21 protein-coding genes and 1 pseudogene are annotated in these 26,554 nt (G+C 46.8%); all 22 read right to left on the reverse strand.

The features are described from left to right. Positions 1 to 62: 62 nt before the first annotated feature. A complete protein-coding gene (locus tag D7Z26_RS23250) occupies positions 63 to 983 on the reverse strand; it encodes a YitT family protein (RefSeq protein ID WP_120979425.1) in 921 nt (306 codons plus the stop codon). Between the two features lie 104 nt (positions 984 to 1,087). Further along, positions 1,088 to 2,207 (reverse strand): peptide chain release factor 2 gene (gene prfB, locus D7Z26_RS23255; protein WP_233567154.1). Its coding sequence is split into 2 segments (ribosomal slippage): positions 1,088 to 2,128 and positions 2,130 to 2,207, totalling 1,119 coding nucleotides; the frame shifts between segments, so codons are not numbered across the junction. A 31-nt stretch (positions 2,208 to 2,238) separates the two neighbouring features. Beyond that, on the reverse strand, positions 2,239 to 4,755 hold the full coding sequence (secA, locus tag D7Z26_RS23260) for a preprotein translocase subunit SecA (protein WP_120979426.1): 2,517 nt from the start codon (positions 4,753 to 4,755) through the stop codon (positions 2,239 to 2,241). Positions 4,756 to 4,970: 215 nt separating this feature from the next. After that, positions 4,971 to 5,534, reverse strand: a complete 564-nt coding sequence (hpf, locus tag D7Z26_RS23265; protein WP_120979427.1) for a ribosome hibernation-promoting factor, HPF/YfiA family — start codon at positions 5,532 to 5,534, stop codon at positions 4,971 to 4,973. Positions 5,535 to 5,756: 222 nt separating this feature from the next. After that, positions 5,757 to 5,954 carry a cold-shock protein gene (locus D7Z26_RS23270; protein WP_120979428.1) on the reverse strand — a complete coding sequence of 66 codons (198 nt, stop codon included), beginning with the start codon at positions 5,952 to 5,954 and terminating at the stop codon, positions 5,757 to 5,759. A 333-nt stretch (positions 5,955 to 6,287) separates the two neighbouring features. After that, positions 6,288 to 6,447: pseudogene (locus tag D7Z26_RS28145) on the reverse strand (DapH/DapD/GlmU-related protein); the annotation flags it as partial. Between the two features lie 714 nt (positions 6,448 to 7,161). Beyond that, positions 7,162 to 8,553, reverse strand: a complete 1,392-nt coding sequence (locus D7Z26_RS23280; protein WP_120979430.1) for a glycosyltransferase family 2 protein — start codon at positions 8,551 to 8,553, stop codon at positions 7,162 to 7,164. A gap of 21 nt (positions 8,554 to 8,574) precedes the next feature. Next, entirely contained in the window at positions 8,575 to 9,759 is a 1,185-nt protein-coding gene (locus tag D7Z26_RS23285) for a class I SAM-dependent methyltransferase (RefSeq protein WP_120979431.1), read from the reverse strand. A gap of 2 nt (positions 9,760 to 9,761) precedes the next feature. Continuing rightward, positions 9,762 to 10,664: an NAD-dependent epimerase/dehydratase family protein gene (locus D7Z26_RS23290; RefSeq protein WP_158602414.1), complete on the reverse strand. Its 903-nt coding sequence runs from the start codon at positions 10,662 to 10,664 to the stop codon at positions 9,762 to 9,764. Positions 10,665 to 10,666: 2 nt separating this feature from the next. Next, positions 10,667 to 11,191, reverse strand: coding sequence for a dTDP-4-dehydrorhamnose 3,5-epimerase (gene rfbC / locus D7Z26_RS23295; protein ID WP_120979433.1), 525 nt, complete (start codon positions 11,189 to 11,191; stop codon positions 10,667 to 10,669). Further along, entirely contained in the window at positions 11,188 to 12,423 is a 1,236-nt protein-coding gene (locus D7Z26_RS23300; RefSeq protein WP_120979434.1) for a class I SAM-dependent methyltransferase, read from the reverse strand. Before D7Z26_RS23300 ends, rfbC begins: the two co-directional genes overlap by 4 nt. 3 nt (positions 12,424 to 12,426) lie before the next feature. Next, positions 12,427 to 13,494: a CDP-glucose 4,6-dehydratase gene (gene rfbG, locus D7Z26_RS23305; RefSeq protein ID WP_120979435.1), complete on the reverse strand. Its 1,068-nt coding sequence runs from the start codon at positions 13,492 to 13,494 to the stop codon at positions 12,427 to 12,429. Then, a complete protein-coding gene (gene rfbF, locus D7Z26_RS23310; RefSeq protein ID WP_120979436.1) occupies positions 13,491 to 14,261 on the reverse strand; it encodes a glucose-1-phosphate cytidylyltransferase in 771 nt (256 codons plus the stop codon). The genes rfbG and rfbF overlap by 4 nt, the downstream gene beginning before the upstream one ends. A 120-nt stretch (positions 14,262 to 14,381) precedes the next feature. Continuing rightward, positions 14,382 to 15,446, reverse strand: coding sequence for a glycosyltransferase family 2 protein (locus D7Z26_RS23315; RefSeq protein ID WP_158602415.1), 1,065 nt, complete (start codon positions 15,444 to 15,446; stop codon positions 14,382 to 14,384). A 2-nt stretch (positions 15,447 to 15,448) separates the two neighbouring features. Next, a complete protein-coding gene (locus D7Z26_RS23320) occupies positions 15,449 to 16,696 on the reverse strand; it encodes a glycosyltransferase (RefSeq protein WP_120979438.1) in 1,248 nt (415 codons plus the stop codon). Between the two features lie 14 nt (positions 16,697 to 16,710). Then, the gene (wecB, locus tag D7Z26_RS23325; RefSeq protein ID WP_120979577.1) at positions 16,711 to 17,835 is read right to left on the reverse strand and encodes a non-hydrolyzing UDP-N-acetylglucosamine 2-epimerase; all 1,125 of its coding nucleotides are present in this window, start codon (positions 17,833 to 17,835) and stop codon (positions 16,711 to 16,713) included. Positions 17,836 to 17,848: 13 nt separating this feature from the next. Next, positions 17,849 to 18,700 (reverse strand): dTDP-4-dehydrorhamnose reductase family protein, encoded by an 852-nt coding sequence (locus tag D7Z26_RS23330; RefSeq protein ID WP_120979439.1) that lies wholly within the window; start codon positions 18,698 to 18,700, stop codon positions 17,849 to 17,851. Beyond that, entirely contained in the window at positions 18,688 to 19,701 is a 1,014-nt protein-coding gene (locus D7Z26_RS23335; RefSeq protein ID WP_120979440.1) for a polysaccharide biosynthesis protein, read from the reverse strand. The genes D7Z26_RS23330 and D7Z26_RS23335 overlap by 13 nt, the downstream gene beginning before the upstream one ends. A gap of 42 nt (positions 19,702 to 19,743) precedes the next feature. Then, on the reverse strand, positions 19,744 to 21,018 hold the full coding sequence (locus D7Z26_RS23340; protein WP_120979441.1) for a glycosyltransferase family 2 protein: 1,275 nt from the start codon (positions 21,016 to 21,018) through the stop codon (positions 19,744 to 19,746). A gap of 40 nt (positions 21,019 to 21,058) precedes the next feature. Next, a complete protein-coding gene (locus D7Z26_RS23345; RefSeq protein ID WP_120979442.1) occupies positions 21,059 to 23,182 on the reverse strand; it encodes a hypothetical protein in 2,124 nt (707 codons plus the stop codon). A 17-nt stretch (positions 23,183 to 23,199) separates the two neighbouring features. Beyond that, the gene (locus D7Z26_RS23350; RefSeq protein ID WP_120979443.1) at positions 23,200 to 23,916 is read right to left on the reverse strand and encodes an IspD/TarI family cytidylyltransferase; all 717 of its coding nucleotides are present in this window, start codon (positions 23,914 to 23,916) and stop codon (positions 23,200 to 23,202) included. Continuing rightward, the gene (locus tag D7Z26_RS27575) at positions 23,913 to 26,543 is read right to left on the reverse strand and encodes a WD40 repeat domain-containing protein (protein WP_199731768.1); all 2,631 of its coding nucleotides are present in this window, start codon (positions 26,541 to 26,543) and stop codon (positions 23,913 to 23,915) included. Before D7Z26_RS27575 ends, D7Z26_RS23350 begins: the two co-directional genes overlap by 4 nt. Positions 26,544 to 26,554: the final 11 nt, after the last annotated feature.

A 26,554-nucleotide genomic window follows, 5' to 3' on the forward strand; every position in this document is an offset into this window, starting at 1 on the left:
ATGCATTATTATACACTCTATGTTGTATTTATTCAATGGTCGAAATGCACTAGAAGCTTAGCCTAAAGTAACCTTTCGTCATGGAAGCCTTCGCCTAACACTTCTGCGGCGTTGGTGATAATGATGAAAGCATCCGGATCCGCATCGCGCACGAGTAGCTTCAGTCGGACGACTTCGTTCTGTCCTACGACCGCAAGCAGCACCGGACGATCGTCCCCCGTATAGCCTCCCACGCCTTGCAGCCTCGTCAGTCCCCGGTCCAGCTCATGCAAGATCGCCCCGGACACCCGATCCGGATGCCTCGAGATAATGAAAGCCGCTTTCGAAGTTTGCAATCCCGACTGGATAATATCGATCGTCTTGCTTGTCGCGAACAAACCGATAAGCGCATAGAGAGCATTTTCCAAAGAGATGAATAATCCCGCCGACAAAATAACGAGACCGTCCAGCATCGCGACGGCGAGCCCGAGCCGAATGCCTATGACCCGATGAATAATTTGCGCCGCGACGTCGAGTCCCCCGGTCGAGCCCCTCCCCCTGAACACTAAGCCTAAGCCAAGTCCTACGCCAAGTCCCCCGTAAATGGCGGCTAGCAAGGGATCATGGGTGGGAGAAGTCCAGTGCGACGTCAGCAAGACGAATAAGGGGAGAACGATCGAACCGACGGCCGTCTTGATTCCGAATTGCTTCCCGAGCACGAGAACTCCCGCGATGAACAGAGGAATATTCAATGCCCATTGCGTGTATGCGGGCATAATGCCGGTCAGCGTGTTCAAGATGACGGAGATCCCCGACACGCCGCCGGAGGCGATCCGATTGGGAAGCAGGAACAAGTTAAAGCTGGCCGCTATGGAAAACGAGCCGAGCAACATAGAAACGTAGCTGAATATCGCTCGGGTCCTGCGGGAAAATTTCGGGGTCGCCCTCTTATTGACGAGCGCCGGTATAGCTGGAATGTCGCGAGATGGTTCCGAATGGTTCATGAATTGTCCTCTTTCCTACGTTAAAGCATCAGTTGAAAAGTCCTTCATACTAAGAAAACTTCCTACACGGTCAGTGTAAGAAGTTTCCGGATAAGCTATGCATTTTATTCGACCTCTTGTTTGATCTGGCTTCTCAGGTAGCCGTCGATGAAGGCGTTAAGATCACCGTCCATGACCGCTCCGATGTTCCCCGTCTCCACGGAGGTGCGATGGTCTTTGACCATGCTGTACGGATGGAAGACGTAAGAGCGAATCTGGCTTCCCCACGCGATATCCATTTGTTCACCGCGCACTTCCGCCAATTCCTTCTGTTGCTCTTGGATCTTCAGCTCGTAGAGCTTGGATTGAAGCATCTTCATCGCTTTTTCGCGGTTCTGGATCTGCGAGCGTTGCGTCTGGCAAGCAACGACGACTCCCGTAGGAATATGAGTCAGCCGGATAGCCGAATCCGTCTTGTTGATGTGCTGACCTCCGGCACCGCTGGCACGATAAGTATCGACTCGCAAATCCTCGGGACGGATTTCAACATGAATCTCGTCGTTGATCTCCGGAACGACATCGCAGGATACGAAAGAGGTATGGCGGCGACCGGAAGCATCGAAAGGAGAAATCCGCACGAGCCTGTGAACGCCTTTCTCCGCCTTGAGATAGCCATAGGCATTGTGTCCTTTGACGCCGATCGTAACGCTCTTGATCCCGGCTTCGTCGCCAGGGAGATAATCGAGCAGTTCGACCTTGAAGCCGCGTTTCTCCGCCCATCTCGTATACATCCGGTAAAGCATCTGTGCCCAGTCTTGCGACTCGGTGCCGCCCGCTCCGGGATGAAGTTCGAGAATCGCGTCAAGCTTGTCGTACGGCTGATTCAACAGCAGTTGGAGCTCGAAGGAATCGACCTTTGCGGTTAATCCCTTTACGCTCTCCGTCCACTCGGCAGCCATCGATTCGTCGGTCTCTTCCTCGAGAATCTCGAGCATATCCGACAGGTCCTGGCATTCGTTCTCCAAGCCTTCGAATTGGTCCACGACCGCCTTGATCGCGTTCATCTCGCCGATCACGGACTGCGCTTTTTCATTATCGTCCCAGAAATTCGGATCGCTCATTTTGACTTCGTAGTTCTCGATCTGTTCTTTCTTCAGATCTAAGTCAAAGTGACCCCCTAAGTTGCTGAAGTCGCTTCGCGTTTCCGCGAAGGTCTTGCTTAACCGATACGTCTAGCTCGAACATGCTGAAATCACTCCTATGAATCTTAATGCCCTTAGTCTATGCGACCGTGGCACAATTTGTATTTCTTCCCGCTGCCGCATGGGCAAGGATCGTTGCGTCCTACCGCGTCCGCGCTGCGGGTCTTCGGTTTCTTCGGACCTTCGTCCGCCTTGGCGTCTACGGCTTGCCCTTCGGCTACCGCTTCCCGCTTCGGAGGCGTCGTCTGAACGGTCGCTCTCATGATGTACATCGTGATCTCTTCCTCGATGCGTTCGATCATGGAGAGGAACATGTTATGACCTTCGAACTGATATTCGCGAAGCGGATCGTTACCGCCGTATGCCCGCAAGTGGATCCCTTGACGAAGGTGGTCCATCGCATCGATGTGATCCATCCACTTGCTGTCGACCGCGCGAAGCACGACGACTTTCTCGAATTCGCGCATCGTTTCGGTGCCGATCATCTCTTCGCGCTCGTCATATAGCTTGTTGACGCGTTCGACGAGCATCTCGATCATTTCTTCCTTTTCCTTGCCCCAGAGATCGTCCTTGGTCAGGCGGTCTTCTGGAAGGAAGTTGGAGTGCGCGTAGGCAACAAGGCTGTCCAAGTCCCAATCTTCCGGCACGTCTGCATCCGAGCAATGACTCTCTACCGTGCGGGTGACGACGGAACGGATCATGCCCTCTACCACGTCGCGGATGTTGTCGGAGTTCAGGATGGCGCGGCGATCTCCGTAGATCTTCTCCCGTTGCAGGTTGATGACGTCATCGTATTGCAGAACGATCCGACGAGTATCGAAGTTGCTGCCCTCTACGCGTTTCTGGGCGGACTCGATCGCACGCGAGATCAAGCGGCTCTCGATCGGGGAATCCTCGTCGAAGCCGAGGCGTTCCATCATGCCCATGATGTTGTCCGCGCCGAAACGGCGCATGAGCTCATCTTGCATGGAGAGATAAAACTGCGACGATCCCGGATCGCCTTGACGTCCTGCGCGACCGCGAAGCTGGTTATCGATCCGGCGGGATTCATGGCGTTCCGTGCCCATGATGTGCAGACCGCCGATTTCGGATACACCCGAACCGAGCAAAATGTCCGTTCCGCGTCCGGCCATATTCGTCGCGATCGTAACGGAGCCATGCTGGCCCGCGCTCGAGATAATCTCGGCTTCCTCCGCGTGATACTTCGCATTCAATACTTGGTGCTTGACGCCTTTCTTCTTGAGCATCTCCGAGATGCGTTCCGAGTTCTCGATCGAGACGGTACCGACAAGCACGGGTTGTCCCGTCGCATGGCGCTTGACGATCTCTTCGACGACGGCGCGGTACTTGCCGTTCTCGGATTTGTATACGACGTCCGGAATGTCCGCGCGAACCATCGGACGGTTCGTAGGCACTTGGATGACGTCCAGGCCGTAGATGCGCTTGAACTCTTCTTCCTCGGTCTTCGCCGTACCGGTCATTCCCGCGAGCTTGCGGTACATCCGGAAGTAGTTCTGGAATGTGATCGTCGCGAGCGTCATGCTCTCGTTCTGTACCGTGAGCTGCTCCTTCGCTTCGATCGCTTGGTGCAAGCCTTCGCTGTAGCGGCGACCCGCCATCAAACGTCCGGTAAATTCGTCGACGATGATAACCTCGTCTTCTTGAACGACGTAGTCGACGTCGCGTTTCATAATATAACGGGCGCGAAGCGCCTGGTTTACGTGGTGGTTCAGCGTCACGTTGTCGTGAGCAAACAAGTTCTCGATATTGAAAGCTTTTTCTACCTTCGTTACGCCAGCTTCTGTCAAAGCTACGCTGCGCATTTTAATATCGACGGTAAAGTCTTCGGTATCCGCAAGGCGGCTCACGAGCCGGTCGGCCGCGTAGTAGAGCTCTGTCGATTTCTGGGCTTGACCGGAAATGATGAGCGGAGTCCTCGCTTCGTCGACGAGAATGGAGTCGACTTCATCGATGATCGCGTAATGAAGCGGACGCTGAACCATCTGCTCCTTGTACAGGACCATGTTATCGCGCAAGTAATCGAATCCGAACTCGTTGTTCGTTCCGTATGTGATATCGCATGCGTAGGCTTCCTGCTTCTCCTCGTGGGTGAGGCCGTGCAGGTTGCATCCCACTGTCATGCCAAGGAAGGAATAGATTTGTCCCATCAAGGCGCTGTCGCGCTGGGCCAAGTAATCATTGACGGTGATGACGTGCACGCCTTCGCCTTGCAACGCGTTCAGATACACGGATAGCGTACCTACGAGCGTCTTGCCCTCACCCGTTCTCATCTCCGCGATCTTGCCGGAGTGGAGAACCATGCCTCCGATTAGTTGAACGTCGAAATGGCGCATGTTCAATACGCGCTTGGACGCTTCCCTTACGACTGCGAACGCCTCCGGAAGAATGTCATCCAAGGACTCGCCTTTGGCGATGCGTCCGCGGAATTCCTCCGTCTTGGCGCAAAGTTGATCATCGCTAAGCGATGCGACCGAGGACTCCAGCCCGTTAATCTGGTCAACGGTTTTGAGGAGCCGTTTTACCTCGCGTTCATTGGCATCTCCGAATATTTTTTTGACAAGTCCTAGCATTTGGATGTACCCCTCTCTCTCGGGTCTAACAACATCTTCTCATTTTATCAGTTTGGGGAAAATGGGGCAAGGAGAGAGGGATTAGCGCAATTGTGTCCAATTCAGCACTGTGAGATGGTCCTTTTATGGCTCGCCTCGACGAACAAGTGTAGTCCGGCGCAAAACAAGCCCCGGCTGCGATAGCCGGGGCTTGTTTGATAAATTTTTATGGATGGTTATTCGGCGGATTCGATCAGCCCGTATTTGCCGTCATTCCGACGGTATACGACGCTGACTTCCTTCGTCGAAGTATTGGCGAAAACGTAGAAGTTATGTCCGACAAGATTCATCTGAAGAATCGCTTCTTCGACATCCATCGGTTTCAGATCAAATCGCTTCGTCCTCACAAGCTCCAGATCGTCTTCTTCCTCTCGGGCAAGCGTCGTGACGCTCGTTCCGTTGCCGAAGTCCTCCTTAAAGAGTGCCCTTGCCGATCCTGCTTCTCGGAAATTACGGTTGATTTTCGTTTTGTGTTTACGAATCTGCCTTTCGAGTTTGTCCACTACGAAATCGATCGACGCATACATGTCCTCTCGTTTCTCCTCGGCTCGCAAGAGCGCTCCTGGAAGAGGGATCGTAACCTCGATGGCCTGTTGGCCTTTCGTGACGCTCAAAGTTACGTTGACATCGGATTGGGGAGGAGCTTCAAAATACCGCTCTAGACGACTCAGCTTCTTCTCGACATAATCACGAAGAGCATCTGTCACTTCCATACGCTGACCACGGATGTTGTATTTCATATGGCATTCCTCCTTTGCGTAACTCTATGATAACACACCGAAGGTAGGCGTTTCAAAACATTCCGCAAATAATTTTGAATTATCTGATAATTTGGCTCATATGCTACAAATCGACATTATTGCAATAAAAAAACCCCGGAGAGATCCGAGGTTTGGTGAAATGCATAATCGTACGTAAGAAGGCTTCTTGTATAATTGTTCGACGCGAACGCGCCGGAATGATTACACTTTAGTAACGTTCGCTGCTTGAGGGCCTCTTGCACCTTGAACGATGTCGAATTCAACCGTTTGGCCTTCTTCTAGCGCTTTGTAACCGTCCATTTGAATAGCGGAGAAGTGAACGAACACGTCGCCACCTTGCTCAGTTTCAATGAAGCCGTATCCTTTTTCCGCGTTAAACCATTTAACTTTACCTTGCATGTGTTAAACATTCCCTTCATATTCAAATGACGTTAGGCGTAAGCATTTGTGCCTAGCCCACATCACGAATATAACACCTGTGAATATTTGGTGTCAACGGTTTTTTGTAAGCGGATACACAGGGCCTCAATTGGCTTTTTCCATTATCGGGTCTTTCGTCTAATTCCGATCTATGTGGACCCAAGCAAGAGACCCGAAGCAAAATTCGCTACCCATTGCTGAATTCATAAATAAAGCGATCGTTATTCATGAATAATTGGGCGCGTTCGTTTATTTGCTCTTCCGTCCATTTCCACCACTCAATTCGATTAAGCTCTTCGATTTGCTCCGGTGCAAATCGATAACGAATGACTCGGGCGGGAACCCCTACTACAATTGCATAATGAGGTACATTCTTCGTTACGACAGCGCCTGCTCCAATGATTGCTCCGTTCCCGATCGCAACTCCAGGCAGAATAACAGCATTAGTACCGATCCATACATCATGACCAATACGGATTTTTTTGTTCTTGCTTGCTCTCTCAAAATCGATGAGGTTTTCTTGGTCCACGAATCCATACATCGTACCGTAGCCGGAACTATTGTTGATGATCTCGCCACGTGCAAAATGAATAACCGGACTCGTCGTAATCGCGTCCATAATATGATTGATGCCGCCTGTGGCAAATACATTAATCGAGCAAAAAGAGCCGATGCTCTCGATATGAGCGTGAGCAATCAACTTCTCGAATCCATACGAATAACGCCCTATCTTAACTCCGTTTATTACTCGGGTCTTCGTAAAGTCGTTAAGCGGATTGTACGCAGTCTCACCGCCATCCTCGGCAAGCAAGGAAATAAATTCTTCAATGCCAACCCCCTTTTGAAGAAGTTGCCGTTCGACTTCCGCATAATAAATGGTTGCAATAACAATAAGAGAATTGCTCTCTCTGATCTCGTTAAGCGAAGCGACATCGAACACTGGTACCCCCATCACAGCCGTATTGTGTTTTCTTGGATTATTATCCACAATACATTCGACAGGAATCCCTACTGTTTTAAATGCAAATAGCGCAAGCTCTCCCGCTTTTCCTGCGCCAAATATAATGATCTTTTTCCCCATTAACTCCGAATATTTGCCTGAAATGCGATGAATGATTTTTTCCAGCATGTTTGCGAACTCCCAACAAAGATGTCGATTAAGATCGAGCGTGCTCCATTTAGAAAATTAGCTCAATTGAATAAAATCCGCCACACGAAGTGGAGACAACACCTTCACATTAATATTCATCTCACTAATTTGTTCCATAACCTCACGATGCCACTTTGCTACTGTCGAGATAAATATGACATCTACAGTTTCTTTTAGAAGATTGGCCGGGCTTGTAATAGGGGTTCCAAGCAGTTGCTTATCCTTACGATTACTATTGATGTCCACAATATAACTTATTGCATGGGGGGAATCCTTTAATTGACTAAGAAAATATTCTGCCGTTAAGCCAGCTCCCCAGAAGGCGACTTTCTTTCCATTTCGGAGCATAGCACGCAGCATTTCCACGAGGAATGCTGACGAGAGGTCCATTTGTGCCTGATAACGCCCCACACTTATGCTCGCTTCGTAATCAGTAATCATTTGTCTAATGAATATAGGATAACGACCAAGCTCCTGTTGGAGTTGTTCCCGTTCGGGTTCCGCATTGACCCCATGCAGCTCCATCTCATGAATTTGCTCGCATGCCTCTTTAAAGACGCTAAGCTTATTGCCTTCAAACGAAAGAAGATTGCCGCCGAAACGAGATTTTATTCTGTTGAAATCTCCCATCATCAAGTTATACAAGGATTCTATAGAAGTGTCCGTGTCAGCGTACAAATTCTCTTTGCGACCATTCAAGGAAAGCCTCGTGAAATCTTGAGCCACATCGGACTCCAGCATCTTTCTTCTAAACATCTTCCCACTGCTGAATTCCTCATTGAAGTGAACCAATGGAGCATCGATATATTCCAACCGATTGAAATAGGAAAGTTGTGCGAACATCGAAGTGTAGTCTGGTGTCAGTGGTTGAAATAAATCTTGCTGCAGTGCTTCGCAGTGGTTCAATATCGATCGATGGCAGCAGGAAAAGATCATTTTTGGTAAAATCGGATTTATTCTTCCATGATTCTCGTTGATAAACATTTGGAGAACTTCATTGGAACTAAAGGAATACGTATGCAGATTTGACGGAATCGATTCTGGAAATGCCGAAGCGTTGGCGATAAACCCCCATACAAAAACATGATTTTCTGGATTAGTCGATACTTGTCTTTGAATGACATCCAATGCATACGGAGCATACTGGGCTTTATCTTGCAAAACCGTTATAAACGTCCCACTCGTTTCTTGAAGGCCCGTTTGCCAATTCGTATGCATTGGCAAATTGCCAGTGCGAACGTACTTTACTTTGCCCCCTATGTACTTCCTTGCGACTTTAAACGTTTTATCATCTGTGTCATTATCAACAATAATTAATTCCCAGTCTGTGAACGTTTGATTAATGACACTTTGAATCGCTTTCTCCACGACAAAACTACGATTTCTCGTCGGCAGAATGATTGAAAATAGCGGAGACTTCGTTTGCATCGCATCCTCCTGTATTGGGCCTTATAGGGTTTCCTCTGAAATCGCCAATATGTTGACTTGAATTTGATTGTCTATTAATAACTTCTCTATTTCTTCTCTATAATTAGGGTTCATTAACACTACGTTGCGAATTGAATATGATTGAAGCTCTGTTGGGCTTACGATAGGATGCCCTGACCCTGGGATAAATCCGCCTTGCTTCTGTGGATTCAAATCGATAACACAAGCTATTTGCTCTCTGTTCTTATCGAATAGATTGCAGAACGTTACACCTTTCGCCCCCGCACCCCAGACCGCAAGGCGTCCGACCGACAACGAAGCTTCAACTAGATGCTCCCATTCGTTTACAATCCGAGCTTCTTGTCGTACGTACTCATTTGCAAGAGGAACGATTGTTGCGGCATTGCCCTTCGGCTTACGGTTATATTCATGGTTCAACTCTGCTTCGACCCACAGATATTGCCCTTGAAAAACATGGTGAATGTTTACTATTTGAAATCCTGCTTCTTCGAAAGCTCTTGTAAGGGAAGAAGTCGAGAAGTAGGAGCAATGTTCATAGAAAAAGTCCCAAATAACGGTATTTTCGAGAATCCATTTCACACATGGCGTTTCAAAGTACACTCGGGCGTTAGGAGAATGCTCCAGCGCCTTCCGAATCGTTCGTAGCAGCTCAACCGGATGGGAAATGTGTTCGATAACGTGACGGCAAACGACAACATCTGCTTGAATTTGCTCGTACGCCGGTCCATAGAACGAACGAATAAATTTCAATCTCCCGTCAAACTCAACTTCGTCTCCGACATACGCAGGATCGAATCCATATCCTTTGATTTTGTCGTTTCTGCGAAACAATTGACGAATGAAGTCTGCTTTGCCGCATCCGACTTCAATGATCGTTCCTTCCTGAAGACCTTTCTCATCAATAATGTATTGTGACAGTTCCTCTGTATATTGATTAAAAGCAGCCGAGTAGTTCTGGCTGTTATTATAGCTGTCTCCGTAGCTAAGTTTATTCGCGTCAAAAGTGCTGTTGTAAATAAATCCGCATTCCTCACAAAGCCTTAAATGCAAATCGCCGCGGGTTATGCGAGCGGCATCCTCCTTGGATTGAAAAACCATATTTTGATGCACGGGGACGTTGTCTCTCGTAACCAAAGATTTCGTATTCGAATGTTGACAAATTGGACAAGCGATCAATGCATGCATAATTATCCGCCCTTCACTTGAGTTCTCCACCAACTAATCGTATCTGCGATTCCAGTTTGAAGGGTATAATTCGGCCTCCAGCCCAAACTTTTCAACTTATCTGCATTTCCTAAGACCAGTGGAGGAACATCACTTTTCTCGATGGCGAAGTTCACCGAATCTTCTTTCCCTAATTGACGCGCCACTTCCTGCACTACACTTCTAATGGAAACGGCATGTCCTGAAGCTATATTAACAGCCCCATTCATTTCGCTTTCGAAGATGGTTACAATCGCTCTTGCAGCATCCTTAACGTGCATATAATCTCTACGCTGACTACCCTCAGAACAACCTGCATCTCGATTGTCCAGCAAGGAGCAAATAACAGAAGGAACGAGCCTTGTCGACGATTCGAATGGTCCATATAAAAAAAATAGTCTGCACCAAGCCAAAGACATTTCCGTCGTTTGGGCAAACTGTTGAAGTAATGCAAACAAACGGTTTTTACTTGAAGAGTAGAGCGAACCTTGCGATAAGACGCTGAAATCCTCCGTCAATTCGCCTTCAATCCAATCGTATTCCGCGCAGGTTCCCGCAGTAACCATTCGCTTACCGCCATATCGTTGAAACGAATGGGCTAAAGCTAAAGTCGATTTCACCCATATGAAATTGTTCTCAGAGTGCCAATACGTTTGCGGATCGACATCCCAAGCCAGATGAATCAAGAGTGTTGGCCGCAATTCTCGCATCAGTGACTCTATCTCTTCTGGCTGCAATAAATCAAGCTCATGCCAGCACACTCTAGAGGAAAAGGCTTTATTCGAATCTCGGGTAACCGCATGGATCTCGAATTTGCTGTTATCTAGCAGCTTCAGCACCTGCTTGCCGACAAATCCGGTTCCACCTGTCACCAGAACTTTGGACATATTCATAACTCCTCAAAATTGCGATCCCGATCGGAGATACCCGTGCAAGATAATGGCCATTCTATCCCAAGTTTCGGGTCGTCCCATCGAATTCCAGCCGCAAAATTAGCTTGATAGCTATTATTCATATGGTAAAACACTTCCGTATTATCTTCCAAGGTTTGAAATCCGTGGGCGAAGCCTTCCGGAATAAAAAGCATGCGAGGCATGTGCTCATCCAGTGTTACGGAAATCCACTGTAAGTAGGTGGAAGATTCAGGTCGTATATCGACCACTACATCATATATCATTCCGCGCGTACATCTAACGATCTTCCCCTCACCGTGAGGTGCCGCTTGATAATGCATGCCGCGTATCGTTCCTTTAAGATGATTGAATGATACATTGCACTGTTTAATTTGAAATTCGATCCCTGCTTCAGCTAACTCTTCCGTACAGAACGTTCGAGCAAAGAAGCCCCGTTCGTCTTCCAATAGCTCCGGTTCAATGATGTAGATTCCACGTAGAATCGTCTCCGTAAACTTCATTTCGTCACCGTTACTTCCGGAATCGGTACGACCCACTGTCCGCCCCATTCACGGATAAAGTTCGTCTGCTCAATAATCTCCTCTTTAATATTCCAAGGCAGAATCAACAAATAATCAGGCTTCGTTTCCATGATGCGGTCGGGAGAGTATATCGGAATTCGTGAGCCAGGCAAATACAATCCTTGCTTGTGCGGGCTTCGATCCACCGTGTAATCCACAAAATCCTGATCCAAACCGCAATAATTCAAAAGCGTATTCCCCTTAGCCGGAGCACCATAGCCAACGATGGTCTTGCCGCTATCCTTCAGATCGATGAGAAAACTAACCAATCCTCTTCTAAGCTTCTTAACCTCTTCACTGAAGTTATGATAAGTGCTTATTTGATTAATGCCAAACGCCTCTTCTTCACTCAACAACCTTTCTACATTGGCCGACTGTTCGAAGCGATTGGACTGGCTGTGCAGAGCAAAGATACGTAACGAGCCGCCGTGGGTAGAGATTTGCTCAACATCGAAGACCTTCAGCCCATGTTTCTCGAATAGGGCTACAACCGTCGTAAAGGATAAATAGGAGAAGTGTTCATGATAGATCGTATCGAATTGACATCCCTGCATGAGCTTCATTAAGTGCGGGAATTCCATTGTGATAACGCCGTCATCGCTTAGTATGATTTTCATACCCGCAACAAAGTCGTTTAATTGCGGCACGTGGGCAAGAACGTTATTCCCCAATAACAAATCTGCTTTTATTCCGTCATCAATAAACTTTTGCGCTAGTGCCGTTCCAAAGAAATCAACTACGGTAGAAATCCCTTTCTTTTCCGCTGCTTCGGCTACATTAGCCGCGGGTTCAATGCCAATGACGGGAATATGTTCTTGTTGAAAAAACTGCAGCAAATACCCATCATTGCTTGCAATTTCAATTACTCTGCTGTCTTTATGTAATTGAAGGCGTTGAATAGCCATATGCACATACTTTCGACAATGCTCTAGCCAACTATCTGAGAATCCACTAAAGTAGGCATACTCCCCGAATATATGCTTAGGCGTCTCAAAGTCTTCTACTTGCACCAAAAAACACTCTTCGCAGACAAACGTTCTTAATGGATAGATCGGTTCCATTCGTTGAAGCTGATCTGCTGATAAATAAGAGTTTGCAAGCGGAGTCGATCCTAAATCGACGAAAGTAACGTTTAATGGATTATTACAAATCCGACAATTCTGGTTGCTCATCAATTACACCCCTTTCGCCACAATGAAATTTTGAATTTGCTGTTTTGTAAAATCATGCATGTCCATCCCCGCTGCAAAGGCTCGATACCATTGAATCGTCCAATCTACCGTCTCTTCGATACGTAATTTTGGCGTCCAGCCAAGCTTCACTCGAGCCTTGCTACTATTTAACGTAAGAAGCGGTGCCTCATGAACAGCCTTATCGTCACCTTCGATATACTTCACTTGGTTCGGCCATCCCTTTACGGCAAGCTTGATAAGATCCTTGACCGTGACGATCGATTCTGGATCTGGACCAAAGTTCCAACCTGTCGCATAACTAGCGCCCAACTCCCACATTCTCTCAGCGAGAGCCAAGTAGCCATTAAGAGGGTCCAACACATATTGCCATGGGCGGATTGCGTTTGGATTACGGATAATCATGTCCTTACCTTCTAAGAGAGCGCGAACATAATCGGGCATGATTCGGTTCTCCGCCCAGTCCCCGCCGCCTATTACATTCCCAGCTCTCGCAGAAGCAAGCAGTTTGTCAGACGGGATGAAGAATGAATTGCGATATGAATTCGTAACCAGCTCTGAGCAACCCTTGCTCGAACTGTATGGATCATACCCGCCCATAGGGTCATTCTCCGAGAATCCTTCTGATTTCGCCCCTTGATTGTCGTAGCACTTATCACTCGTCACATTCAGGACAACCTTGACGCTATCGCAATGTCTGGAAGCCTCCAGTACATGCACAGTACCCATTACATTCGATTGAAACGTCTCGATTGGCTGCTGATACGAAGATAATACCAACGGCTGAGCAGCCATATGAATCACTATTTCGGGTTTAAAACTTTCAATCGTCTGAGTTACTTTTTGAAAGTCAGCTACATCACCGTAGAACGAGTTCATATGATTGCCAACTTGGGCTATTCGATATAACGACAATTCGCCTGTTGGAGGCAATGCATAACCACAAACCTTCGCTCCAAGCATATGAAGCCACAATGACAGCCAGGAGCCCTTAAACCCGGTGTGCCCTGTAATCAATACCTTTTTGCCATACCAGAATTGATCCAAGCTCATGTGTACACCCTCCACGGGGCTTGTCCTGATTGCCACATTTCTTCGAGTTTAACCTTATCTCGCAATGTATCCATCGGTTGCCAGAATCCCGAGTGAATATAGGCCGATAGCTGTCCATCGGAAGCTAATGCTTCCATTGGCCCATGCTCCCATAACGTTTCATCACCATCGATATAGTTAAAAACATCGGGTTCAAGCACAAAAAAACCGCCATTGATCCAAGTGCCGTCTCCCTGAGGCTTCTCTTTAAACCCTACAATCTGATCAGCCATAACATTAATAGAACCAAAGCGCCCAGGCGGCTGAACGGTCGTTACGGTAGCACGCCGGCCTTTTTCCTTGTGATACCGAATCAAATGCTCGATATTCACGTCGCTTACGCCATCTCCATAGGTGAAACAGAACGTTTCATTTCCAACGTGCTGCTTCACCCTCTTAAGCCGTCCGCCCGTCATCGTGTTCTCGCCTGTATCCACCAGAGTGATCTTCCAAGGCTCGGATTCATTCCGATGAACGGTCATCTCGTTCGTTCTTAAGTCGAACGTGACGTCCGAGGTATGGAGAAAATAGTTGGAGAAATATTCTTTAATCAAATAACCCTTATATCCTAGACAGATAATAAATTCGTTAACGTTAAAGTGGGAATACTGCTTCATAATATGCCAAAGAATTGGCTTGCCACCGATCTGAATCATCGGCTTAGGTATAAGATGCGTTTCTTCGCTGATTCTAGTTCCGAATCCACCTGCTAAAATGACAGCTTTCATAGGTTCTCCTTTCGGCCTCACACTGGTGTCCATCTGCGGCCTACACTATCATAGTCCCCATACCTAAACTATCGGAAGATTAACCCTCAAGAATAAGTATCATTTTGACGGTTAATGGATTTATAGTAGCGATCTGTTTTCTCTGTAGACCGATCGAATATGCTGACGCTTGCCATTTCGGACAACAAACTTTTTCCCCCTGCTTCGAATGAGGAGGACCAATGGCATCGCCATTCTCATCCGAATCAGTCTAGGGATGATGGCGCTATCTGTCTTCCGGCTGCGTTTATATACTTTGGATGCCTTCCTCACATAAGGATGGTTAATAATAGATTTGACTCGTTGAAGTAAATCTCTGTTAGTGAAGAACTCTGCGTAGGCTCCCATATAAACAAGGCTGATGATGACCAGGTTAAAAAATGAACGCAGCATCTGTCTTTCGAGATCCTGGGATATTTCACTCGAAACAATCGAATACAGACGTTCGAAATATTTGATTCTAAGCGAGTACAGATCGGGAGAGAAATAAGTAATTGCGCTGACCCGATCAGCAGGATCATATTGGTAGTAGTTGTATAATACCCGGTTTAATACATAGATGGACCTGCATCTGCTCATATACTCCAGCATAAACAGACCGTCCTCTCCCATTACGAAAGAGGAATCAAAGCGAAGCTTATGGTCACGAAGGATTAAGCTTCTAAATAGCATATTGCATGAACTCCAAGTGAGTGGAGCCAGATTCGGGGTAGTATATGCACGAGCCATGAATTCGGATGCCTCGTATACATTCGAGTCCGCTCGAATCTCCTGAACGGTTTTCCCTCTATTCACGTATCCACATACGACCAGATCACAATCTTGCTCCCTTATCGCATGAACCAATGATTCCGTCATGGTACTTTCTATTTCATCGTCCGAGTCTAAAAATTGGATGAACTCTCCCCGAGCAGCGTCCATGCCTGCATTTCGAGCGGCAGACACCCCTTTATTAAGCTGATGAATAACGGTAATCCTCGGATAGGTGCTTGCATATTCGTCGCAAATCTGCGGTGACCTATCCGTTGACCCATCATTCACGAGAATAATTTCGTTGGCCGAATAAGTTTGCGCCAAAGCGCTTTCTATCGATCGTCTTACGAATTTCTCCGTGTTATACACTGGAATGATAATAGAGACTAACAATACTATCTTCCCCCATCTATAGCCGGAACCAGTCGGTGATCCGGTGGAGTTCGAAGCCACTCCGAATCAAGTTGCTGCTTCGTGTACACATGTGGATATCCTTTAATCGACATCTGCTTCACCATAGTCTCTGGCATCCGAGCAGCAACGATAACGAGCACCTGGTCTTTGCACTCACCTAATGTCGCAGGTTCTATGCAGGGTACCTGATTGATCGCAAGTCCCCACTTGCTCGGGTTATTGTCGAAGAAGAAATCGACTTGGAGGCGCCGGACCTTCAGATCCTGCAATAATTGTAATCCATAGTTGCCCGCGCCGAATATGCCTATTTTCCGTGCCTTACCATTGGATAGTTGCTCAATCTGGTTTTTAAATTGAGTCAACTTCTCGTCTAGATCATCGGGCACCACGGCTGACTGAAAATTATGTTCTGCATAGCGGGCAGCCGGTTCTAGCCCCGTCTCTAAACAGTAATTTCTCATCTGATAGAAAAAGAAGTACGGGCTTCCGTACATGGATGCCATTTCAGCTTCGGTCAGTTCATTCATAAAGTGGATATATAGTTCGCTTCGTTCCCGTTCATGCTGAGGAAGCGTTCTGCTGCCCTGTTCTTCGTGCACACGAGAAATAACCAGCGCCTCGGGAACGAGAATCAGTCGCTGGTGACGGAACATTCGAAACCATAAATCGTAATCCTGTGTTGTGATTAACTTCTCATCGAACGTTCCGACTCGTTCGAAATGCGTACGATGAATAAGCAAACTACAGCCATGAATGAGGTTATTTACAACCGGAAACACGGAGTTGGTTAATTGCTCGGTCGAATAGCTTAGGCTATCCCGAATCGGAGTCACGCGCCCGGAATCTACATCCAATTGGTCGTATTCGCTAAAGACGATGCTTGTTCGATTCTGAGTCTGCAACAATGCATCGACTTGTTTTTCGATTTTGTCTGGCGTGTACAGATCATCATGGGATAGCCAAGAGAAGTATTCGCCTCTCATCTCTTGAATCCCACGATTAAGCGCAGTCGCGACTCCGCCGTTTACTTTCTCGAAATAGCGAATCTTCTCGCCATAGGATTGCGCAATGCTCTCCGTTGCCCCATCATCGCGAGAACCATCATTGACAACGATTACTTCAACGTTCGGATAGGTTTGCGACAGAGCGCAATCGATCGCGGCTTGCAAATAATTCGAGCCGTTATAAACGGGAATAACAATGGATACGAACGGATACTCTTGGCGCATATTGGCTCTCCTCCTTACTTCCCCCAAACCTTCCTATTCACGATCCCCGTATAGCTCTGAATTAGACGAATGACCGTCGCGGATACATTAAGTTCCGTGTAGTCAGGCACGGCAGATCCATAATCCCCTTGACGAGCCATGCCGACCGCCAATTCTACCGCCTGCATGATCTCTTCCTTCGTGATGCCACCCAGAATAACACAGCCTTTGTCTAGTGCCTCTGGCCGCTCCGTCGAAGTTCGAATGCTCACGCCTGCGAATCGGCTAATCGCCGCTTCCTCTGGTAAAGTGCCACTATCGGAAAGTACGCAATAGGCATGTTGCTGCAGATGGTTATAGTCCGTAAAGGAGAACGGCGGCAGCGGTCTTACCAGATCATGGAACCTGAACTGTCTTTTCTCGATCATTTTGGCACTGCGTGGATGCACAGAGTAGATGATGGGCATCTGATATTTCTCCGCCATCGCATTGACCGCATCCATTAGTCGGAAGAAGTTCGCCTCGATATCGATGTTCTCCTCACGGTGGGCAGAGAGAAGAATGTAATGTTCTTCACTTAGACCCAAAGTCTTGAGCACTTGACTGTTCTGAATCCCTTCTCTATGAGCGTGAAGCACCTCGCCAATTGGCGATCCTGTTACGTAAATATGCTCTCTCCGCACTCCTTCAGCTAGAAGATAACGGCGTGCGTGCTCCGTATACGGAAGATTTACGTCCGAAATATGATCAACAATCCGCCTGTTCGTTTCCTCCGGCAGGTTCTCATCGAAGCACCGATTACCCGCTTCCATATGAAAGATAGGAATCTTGAGCCTCTTGGCCGAGATTGCCGATAATGCGGAGTTCGTATCACCGAGAATCAATAGTGCATCCGGTTTTAACTCTGCCATCAGTTCATATGACTTCGCGACGATGTTCCCCATCGTTGCTCCTAGATGATCCCCAACAACGTTTAAAAACCGGTCGGGCTTACGAAGCTTCAAGTCTTCATAAAAGATCTCATTCAAGTTGTAATCATAGTTCTGCCCTGTATGTACGAAGATGTGTTCAAAGAAATTATCCGCTTTTTTGACAATCTCAGACAATCGAATGATTTCAGGCCTTGTTCCGACAATCGTCATCAATTTGAGCTTTTGCATCCCGATCATCCTTTTAATAATAGTGCGGATATAGCTCTTGATGAGCATCTATCCACTCCTTTAATTGTTCTAGCATTTCCTCGTAACTGGGAACCCTGAAGCTAAAGTCGGTTCTGTTATTGACGAGCGATTTATCAAGCTTCACCGCGTCCGATGGAAGAATGTCGATCGGCTCTAGCTTCAGCACACGATTGAAGAGGCTCAGCAGCTCGAATTTCGAAATCTTGCTGTTGTTCACCAGATGGTATAAACCTGTTAGCTGTTCCATTAGCGCCGCTTGAATGGCTTGGGCCAGCGTATGCGTTGTTACCCCCGTCCAGATGGCCGAGGAATAGCCGTTGACGGGTCCTTTCTGCTTAAGGAACCAGTTGAGCAATCCGATGCCGCTCTCGGAACGGTCAGGACCTATAATGGAAGTGCGAATAGTGAGATTGGTTGAATCGATGACTTCACCTAACGCTTTCGTCCGATCATACTGCGTCTCCCCATCTTTGACACTGTTCTCGTGGTAATTCCCCGTTCGCCCCGAGAATACACAATCCGTGCTCAAGTGGATCAGTCGAGTCGCCGAGTTGCGAAGGCGATCCGCAAGAAAGTGCGGAAGGTAACTATTCAGGAGGATGGCTTCAGACAAATTGTGGTCTACAGCACGATTGAGAACTCCGATGGCGTTAACGACTGCATCATATGGCTTGGACCGAATCGCTTCCACTATCGTCTCTTGGTGAAACGCATCGCCTATAAATGTGTCGCAGTAAGACAAGCTTTTTCTGGAGTAGCCAGTCACTTGGTGACCCTGCTCACGCAAATAGATAGAAATCATGTGCCCTGCCATACCGCCTGCTCCAAGCACTAATATTTCCATGATTTCAGCTCGCTTTGAATATATTCCAAGCTTAGTAGCTTTTCTTTCACTTGCTCCACATTCAATATAGTCGTGCTGTTTGAATTGAATTCTCGTATTTCCGGCATCGTTTGCTTACCCTCTTCGAAGTATTGGGCGTAGTTCAAATCCCTGTTATCGGCTGGCACCTGATAGTAATTGCCTAAGTCGCTCGCATGGAGACATTCTTCCTGTGTAAGCAACGTTTCATAGGATTTCTCCCCGTGTCTTATGCCAATATACTGAATCTCACTGCTCGAAGGGAACAGTTCCGTTATCGCTTGGGCCAGCACTCCGATCGTACATGCCGGTGCCTTCTGCACCATAATATCGCCGGGGTTCGCATGCTGGAAGGCGAATAACACCAATTCAACAGCTTCTTCCAAGCTCATGATGAATCTAGTCATATTCGGGTCGGTGATCGTAATCGGCTTGCCGGATTTAATCTGATCGATAAACAACGGAATGACGGAACCGCGTGAGCACATCACATTGCCGTAGCGCGTACAGCTAATAATCGTCTTATCTGTCGTGCGAGACTTGGCTACAAGCACTCGTTCCATCATCGCCTTACTGATGCCCATCGCATTAATGGGATAGGCAGCTTTGTCCGTCGATAATCCGATCACTCTGCCAACGCCTTCTTCGATGGCCGCAGTCAGCACATTGTCCATGCCGATCACGTTTGTCTTCACCGCTTCCATTGGGAAGAACTCGCAGGAGGGAACCTGCTTCAGCGCAGCGGCATGAAACACATAATCGACTCCGAACATCGCATTGCGCGCGCTATGAAGATCGCGTACATCACCAATGTAAAATTTGATTTTGTTGCTTTTGTATAATCGGCGCATGTCATCCTGTTTTTTCTCATCGCGAGAGAAAATCCGAATTTCTTTTATATCCGAATGTATGAAGCGGTCGAGCACCGCATTGCCGAACGAGCCGGTTCCCCCGGTAATCATAAGTGTCTTATTCGCAAACAAAGGTGAACACCTCCCCGTTGATTCAGAAATATATTGACCGAATCAATGTATCCCATATAGTTGCAATTCCTGATAATCAATCGGCAATACATGCTTAAACCCTAAATGCGACAATGTATTCTGGATTTCCTCATGTAGATAGGAATAAGTAGCGACCACCACAAGCGCATTCTCTCGAACTTCGGTTAATTCATGAATAGATCTAACCTCTATACCGTATATGTTACTCGGATTATCTCTTCCTCGTGTAACGGCGAAACAGCTCACACATGAACCTTGAATTCCCTTAATGTATTCCAGCGCTAGCGTTCCGACCCTACCCGCACCATAAATGATAATACTCGGATATTCCTGAAGCTTTTTAACAAACGTTTTTTCATTCTCAATCGCTTGTTTCACATGATTCGAAATATACTCTCCTTCAAGCAAATACGCCTCACTGCCATCGATGCCCTCTGAATGCAATAAGTCGACATCAATCGTTCGATTGATCTGAATGATCCTCTCCTGCAAGGCTGAGTTCCACTCGACTGCGTGACGATAGAGGGCAGGAGTTAGATCGTCATGTAAGACTGCGATCGAATTTGCATGCAACCGCGCCAACCCCTCTTCACGAGACAATGCCAGTAAATCCAAAACACCGGTTGCGTAGTCACTCGTTTTTCTCAACGTTAAATTATTCGGTTTATGCCCTAAACGATAACTGTACACATTTTTATTAATCGCATAAAATTGACCAACGAGATTCAAAGCTTTAGCTAGAAAAGGCGGATCTTCAAAATAGGTATAGAGCGGGAAGCTCAACTGATTTTTCCTCAGAAAACCTAGATGATAAATAAATCTCGTAAAGCCGTAAGGAAATTGATATTCACGAAAAGTCATCATCTTATTCTCTTGAAAAACACAATTTTGGTCCCGTTGTGAAAAGGCTGTTATGGTCTGATCTCCAATATATTTGCTTAGAGATCCGCCGCATATTTGAACATTGTTTTCTATGGCGCTGTGATATAGACATTCCAGCACGTCGAGATCCGGATAGAAATCATCCGCATCCATAAAGGCGACGAACTCTCCTCGCGCCATCTCGATTCCCCGATTACGCGACGCAGCGACTCCACAATTCTCTTGATCCAACACGATGATATTGGAATGAGCAGAGCTATATTGTCGTAAGACCTCAAGCGAATGATCGGATGAACCGTCATTAATGCAAATGATCTCTATTTCTTTTAAAGACTGTAATAATAGGCTATCCAGACAATTCTTTAAGTAACCGCCCATATTGTATACAGGAACAATGACACTTATCTTAAACATAGATTTGGCCTCTTTCCCGTTTAAAGATAATGGATCATTCTCATTGCTCCCGCAATTCAAACGTTCGATTGCTGAATTCGTCAACCAACTTCTCACTATCGAAGTAGTCGGATTGCATATGACTGTATTGCCCTTTCAGCAACTGGAAAATCAAATCAGGAATGGCCAGGTCAATCTCCTGTTCAAGAGTGAAGTCCCAATTTGCTTGTCCCATATAGTCTTTAATTGCCTGGTGCATCACTTGTAAATGGTGAAGTTGCCTCTTCGTTCGGTGTTCGGAGCTAAAAATAGGTTGACCATCTTCGTCGAATGCACTCAAAGTAGCCTCCGAAGAAGTCAATACATTCTCCATAAGAAAATAGTTATCCATGAACTTCCACTGCTTCTCATACACATTATGAACCGTGTACATCGCTTTAATTGGTATTTGCGATTTATAACCCGAGCCCGAGCGTACATGGGAGAAATACAACCCGATCAACTCAAAATCTACAAAGTTGGATAGCGCCTTCTGGCATGTCCCCGAAGAAACAAAATCAAAAAAACCAACTCGTTCGCCCGGCTTAACTGGTAATTTGTCCAAATATCGTTTGTATTTCTTTCTTGCCTGCCTTCCTTGCTCTAAGATCGCCTCACGATGCCTTAACAAATAATCCATGTCGGATTCTTCGCCTCGCTCCTGAATATCCCCCTCTGTTAAACAGAATCGATCTTTCAGCATGTCCCGCGTCGAACCCGAATAAGCCAGTCCAGAGGCAAACTTAATGTCCTCATCGTTTTGCAATCCTGCTAATACAGCGGTCGCTCTAGAAGTATAAAAATAATGCGTTGTTGGAAAATGAGGGATCCTGCCCCGCAGCAATCGGCTTATCTCCTCTAATAAGTACCCGTCCCGCGCGCTATACAAAATATGATTGAGCTGCATCTCGTTCGCCGTTCTCAGCATCCAACGAAGGAAGCAGTAGACAAGAGGTGCGAAATATGAAAAGGCCATATCGTAATTTCGTGCGATCCGGAACTTCCCTTCTGTTTCGTTAAACAAGAAGGGGTCGTTCAACTCCCTTGCAATAAACTCTCCGATGACTAACCGGTCGATCAGCTTATTCGTATGCTCCAGCAGCTCGCTTGCGTAAGAATCTTCAAGCATCTTCAGCGCACTCTGAAGATGAAACGTTTCGGCAATTTTATGTAGCCGAGCAGCTCTCTCATCCGCTTCGTAATTATCGCCAATGTGAATAATTTTGTTACTATTCACCTTAGCATGCAAGATCTCGAACAAGCCATTCCCCTTAGAAACGCCATATTCGCAGGATACGAGCAAATGACCCGGTTTAACATAGATGCCAAGCCCTTTTAACAACGTGCGAAGAGTCGCTTCTGGCAAGTACATATCGGACACGAAGTAAACCTCTTTGCCCAATGACAGGGCAAATTGATAGACACCACACATGTTCTCTCGTCGAATGAGATATTCGGATTCCGTCTTTATCTCAAGCTCCAACCAGTCACGCTTCATTGCTTCTGACAAGCCTAACTTCTGCTGCAATCGATCATAGATCTCATTCAGCTTAGGATTTCGGTCCTCCGCGCACAACTCTCTCTCCGCAATAATCCTCGACTTGGCAAATGCATAAGGTTCGGTCGTTGACCTTATTATTTTCTCTTCCATCACATAAAAAATATCCTGCGGATACAACGTACGGCGCATTACCAAGGTGTCAAATACATCGAAACTAACGACATCCGCTCGCTCAATCTTTGCCTTTAAACCAGCCTCGCTAACATCACGATAGGAATCGAATGTCTTTGTCGAATTATGGTTCGTTTGAAGCAGGCTACCAAGCAGATCATATACACGTATCGCATGCTGCGAGCATAATGTTGAGATTCTTCTATAGATGATTCGCACATTGTTGCTGCGGGCTACAATGACGATGAGATCCGCTCTTCGTTCCACGACTTCTTCGGGCGTGAGAATAGGCTTGCCTAATAGGAATTCTCCGGCGCGCGCCTCGTCCATTAAGCCGATAATATTTAATTCCGTGAAGCTTTCTACTATGATCTGGGTGTTTGGCCCAATGCCATAAATGACGATTCGTTTATCCTTGAATGAGCCAAAATGGGTTCGGAATGTTTCAATTACGTACTGCTTCTCATCCACCATACTCGATGTCATCCCGCTTATATCCCAAGTATTTGTTGATTCTCAATTGCTTCGTGCAACGCTCGGAAAATATAGTAATCGGCAGGTGAAGTGATTTTTATATTGTTAGGCGGACTCTTCACTGTGTGCATTTCAACATGGTAGATGCTCAGCAAATGTGAGGAATCGATACACATGAGATTATCATTATATGAGCGCTGGTAGTACTCCCAAATCAACTCAAAGCGGAACGTCTGCGGAGCTTTGGCGATATATATCGTGTCGCGCGTAGGAACGGAATCAATCCGTTCACCGCTCCAGCTTTGAATAACGCTCTCCCTAGCAGGCTCGACTGTAATAGCGGTGCCATGTTCTAATGCTGTCGCAATGTTAGCTGAGATGAGTCCTTCGGTTATCAATGGACGAACGCCGTCATGAATGAGCACGATATCATCTGCACTACACACACCGCTTAGTGCTTGCAAACCATTGTAGATAGATTCATGCCCCGTTCCGCCTCCAGCCACAATTCGGCTCACTTTCTTGATATCGTATCGCCGCAGCAGGATCCTCAACTCATCGATCCAGCTTTCTAAGCATACGACAACAATATTGTCGATCTCCGGATGATGCTCGAAGTGCTCCAACGTATAAAGAATAATCGGCTTACCATGGAGTTCAAGAAACTGTTTAGGCTTGGCACGCGTGTTCATGCGTTGTCCCGTGCCGCCTGCAAATATTAGAGCTGTATTCATCGCTTACCTCCCGCAGATGAAAGGATGACTTGCTTGTTGGATTGATGAATGGCTGTTCCCGATGTCCCTTCCAAATTGCTTGTCAGTTCAGCACTCAATTGGATTTGTTTCTCTGCTTGCACCCGAGCGAACGGTAAATCCGTCTGACGCGTGACATAGTCCAAATAAGTATCTAGACTTGCAAACGCTTCTAAGTGCAGAGTATCTATCACATTAATTAATTGGCTCGAAAGTTTGTTGAGTGTCTCTACCCTCTGATCCGCAACGGCAACCGTGTCATTCTCCGAAACCGCAAATTGATCGTATCGGTGAAGTTGATTCTTAGCATCCCATTGCATAACGCGATTTGTCATCAGCGCATATACCATTTCATCGTTATTAATGACATTGATATATCCAATTTCCGTATGAGATCGATATTCATCAAACATGCTTGCGATTTGAACGGCATTCGAATGAATATCAACCTTTAATGTGCGGTCAGTCTGTTGCGGGAACAACCACACATACCCATTGGCATAGACCAGTGCTTGGAAGTTACAAGCCTGCCCTGTCTTTATACCACTAGGAAGCTCGATCTTGATACGTTTTTGCGTTTGGCGATTCCATTTCACAATGTAGTTTTGCGTTCTAGCTGCCAGCCAGTAATGCTCTCCGTCAAAGCATACACCGAAATACCTTTCATCATTTTCACCGATTGCATAAAACTGATGCTGCAAGTTCTCTATATCGAAAAACAGGAGTTCGTTCGTTAACAATGTACTTGCAACAACCTCGGAGCCGATTATACACACATCCAGAGATAAGAGTCCTTCGAAGTCATAAGAGTACTGACCCTTTTGCCAATCGCTCGACTGTTTCGCCGCCTTTTCCAGATGGTGAATCCATTCCGTGTATTCGACCGTTTCGCCGCTTGCCGGATCGTATCGCATGATTGCAGGATAGGTATATGGCACGAAGAACAGCTGCTGTTTATGCGTAATGACTCTGCTGAAATATCGATTGTCGCCCGGTCTTAGCCAGTGCGGCTTGTCTTTGATCGGGAATAGCCTTTTGTCGAACTGTTTTTTTTCTTTATCGAAAATAGCCACATAATCAGCATTGAAGGGAGCAAAGTACAGCTTCTTCTCGTATTCGGCAACGTCCATATGAAGGAACTGATGTTTTTCTTCCGGGAAGCTACCGATGTATTCCGCAATCATCGTTTCTTTGTTCACTCTGAACAGCCCATTGAATTCGTAGGCTGATATCCAATAGTAGTGACCATCATCATGAAGAAGGTACGTCCCGACACCCGCATTAGACGAAGAATACAGATGTTGTAGCATTATTGGCTTTCCCGTACACGCATAGAGTGCGACTACCGAACCCATATCGCCGTAATAAGCGTCCGACAGTGCGATCGCTCGGTGCAAATCCGCCGTGTCATCATAAATCCCGAATTGATTGCGTTTGTACTCTTCGACTATTCGGTCATACTCTGCCAGAAGCTGCGGTCGCATCGATTGATAGGTCGATTGATTAAGCGGGTGAGGACGCCAGAGTAGAACGACGTCATTGCGCTTCCGGAAGGCAGCAAATACATCACGCAATTTGACGAGCACTTTCTCGTTTCCCTCAAGCAACGATGCAATGCTCGTATTGTAAAGAACAACCTTCTTCCTCGAACCGTCAGCCCTCTCGATCAAGCGACTCCAAGAGTCGGGAAGCGCATAATCCTCTCTCTTCGAATTGATCACCTTATCGAACTTCGGAGAACCGAGTGCAACGATCTTTTCCCCCACATTGCCGAAGTATCCCGTACATTGGTTTTTTAGTTCAAACTGCTGGATCACACGAATGTATGTCTGTCTGATTTTCTCCGATTGAACGATAACCCGATCTGCATGCAATACCCCAGCGCAAGTGCAGAAGTGGGCATCCACATCGTCCAAACTCACGAAGTAAGGAATGTACACCAAAAGATCGGTCAAATCCTTGAGTCGCTGACAGAAATAGTCCGGATGAACCACCGTTACCATATTACCATTATCATAGGGATTAATCGTCACAATGATATCCGGACGGCGTTCCTCGAGGTTATAATTCTGCCAATCGACAATGGGAACATACTCTGGGAACTGGTTCCCTTCGTAGTGCATCTGTCCGACCGTGCCGTCTGAATTTCTATCGAAGTAAGGGATTGGAATGACATACGCATCGCACTGCGGATCCTCATTAGCCGCCATCCAGACGGATTCGCAGCTGTCCCACATACTCGCTTTATAAGGTAGAAAGGCGATCTCAATCTTGCTTTGTTTAAGTTCATTAGTAGCACTGTTTCTAATCTTACCGAGCTGCTCCAGTAAGCGATTGATGTAAATCGAGGCATCTCCACCATTATCTATCTCGTTGCTTGTAAAGTAGAGGATCTCGCAATACTCTTCGAACAAGGAGACCGTTGCGGTTCCCACACCTTCGTGGCTCTCTATATAGAGACCGATTTGGATAGCACATTCTTGGCAATCGGCTAAGAGCCCTATGAACGCATTCGTCCTTTGTTCATCATACAGCCGTATGAGCTCTCTATGCGCTTCGAATAACGTCTTGATGAGTTCCAGAACTTGCTCTTGATGATATTTCCTCATCTTGCATCCCT

The organism is Cohnella endophytica, assembly GCF_003628305.1.
Classification (GTDB): domain Bacteria; phylum Bacillota; class Bacilli; order Paenibacillales; family Paenibacillaceae; genus Cohnella; species Cohnella endophytica.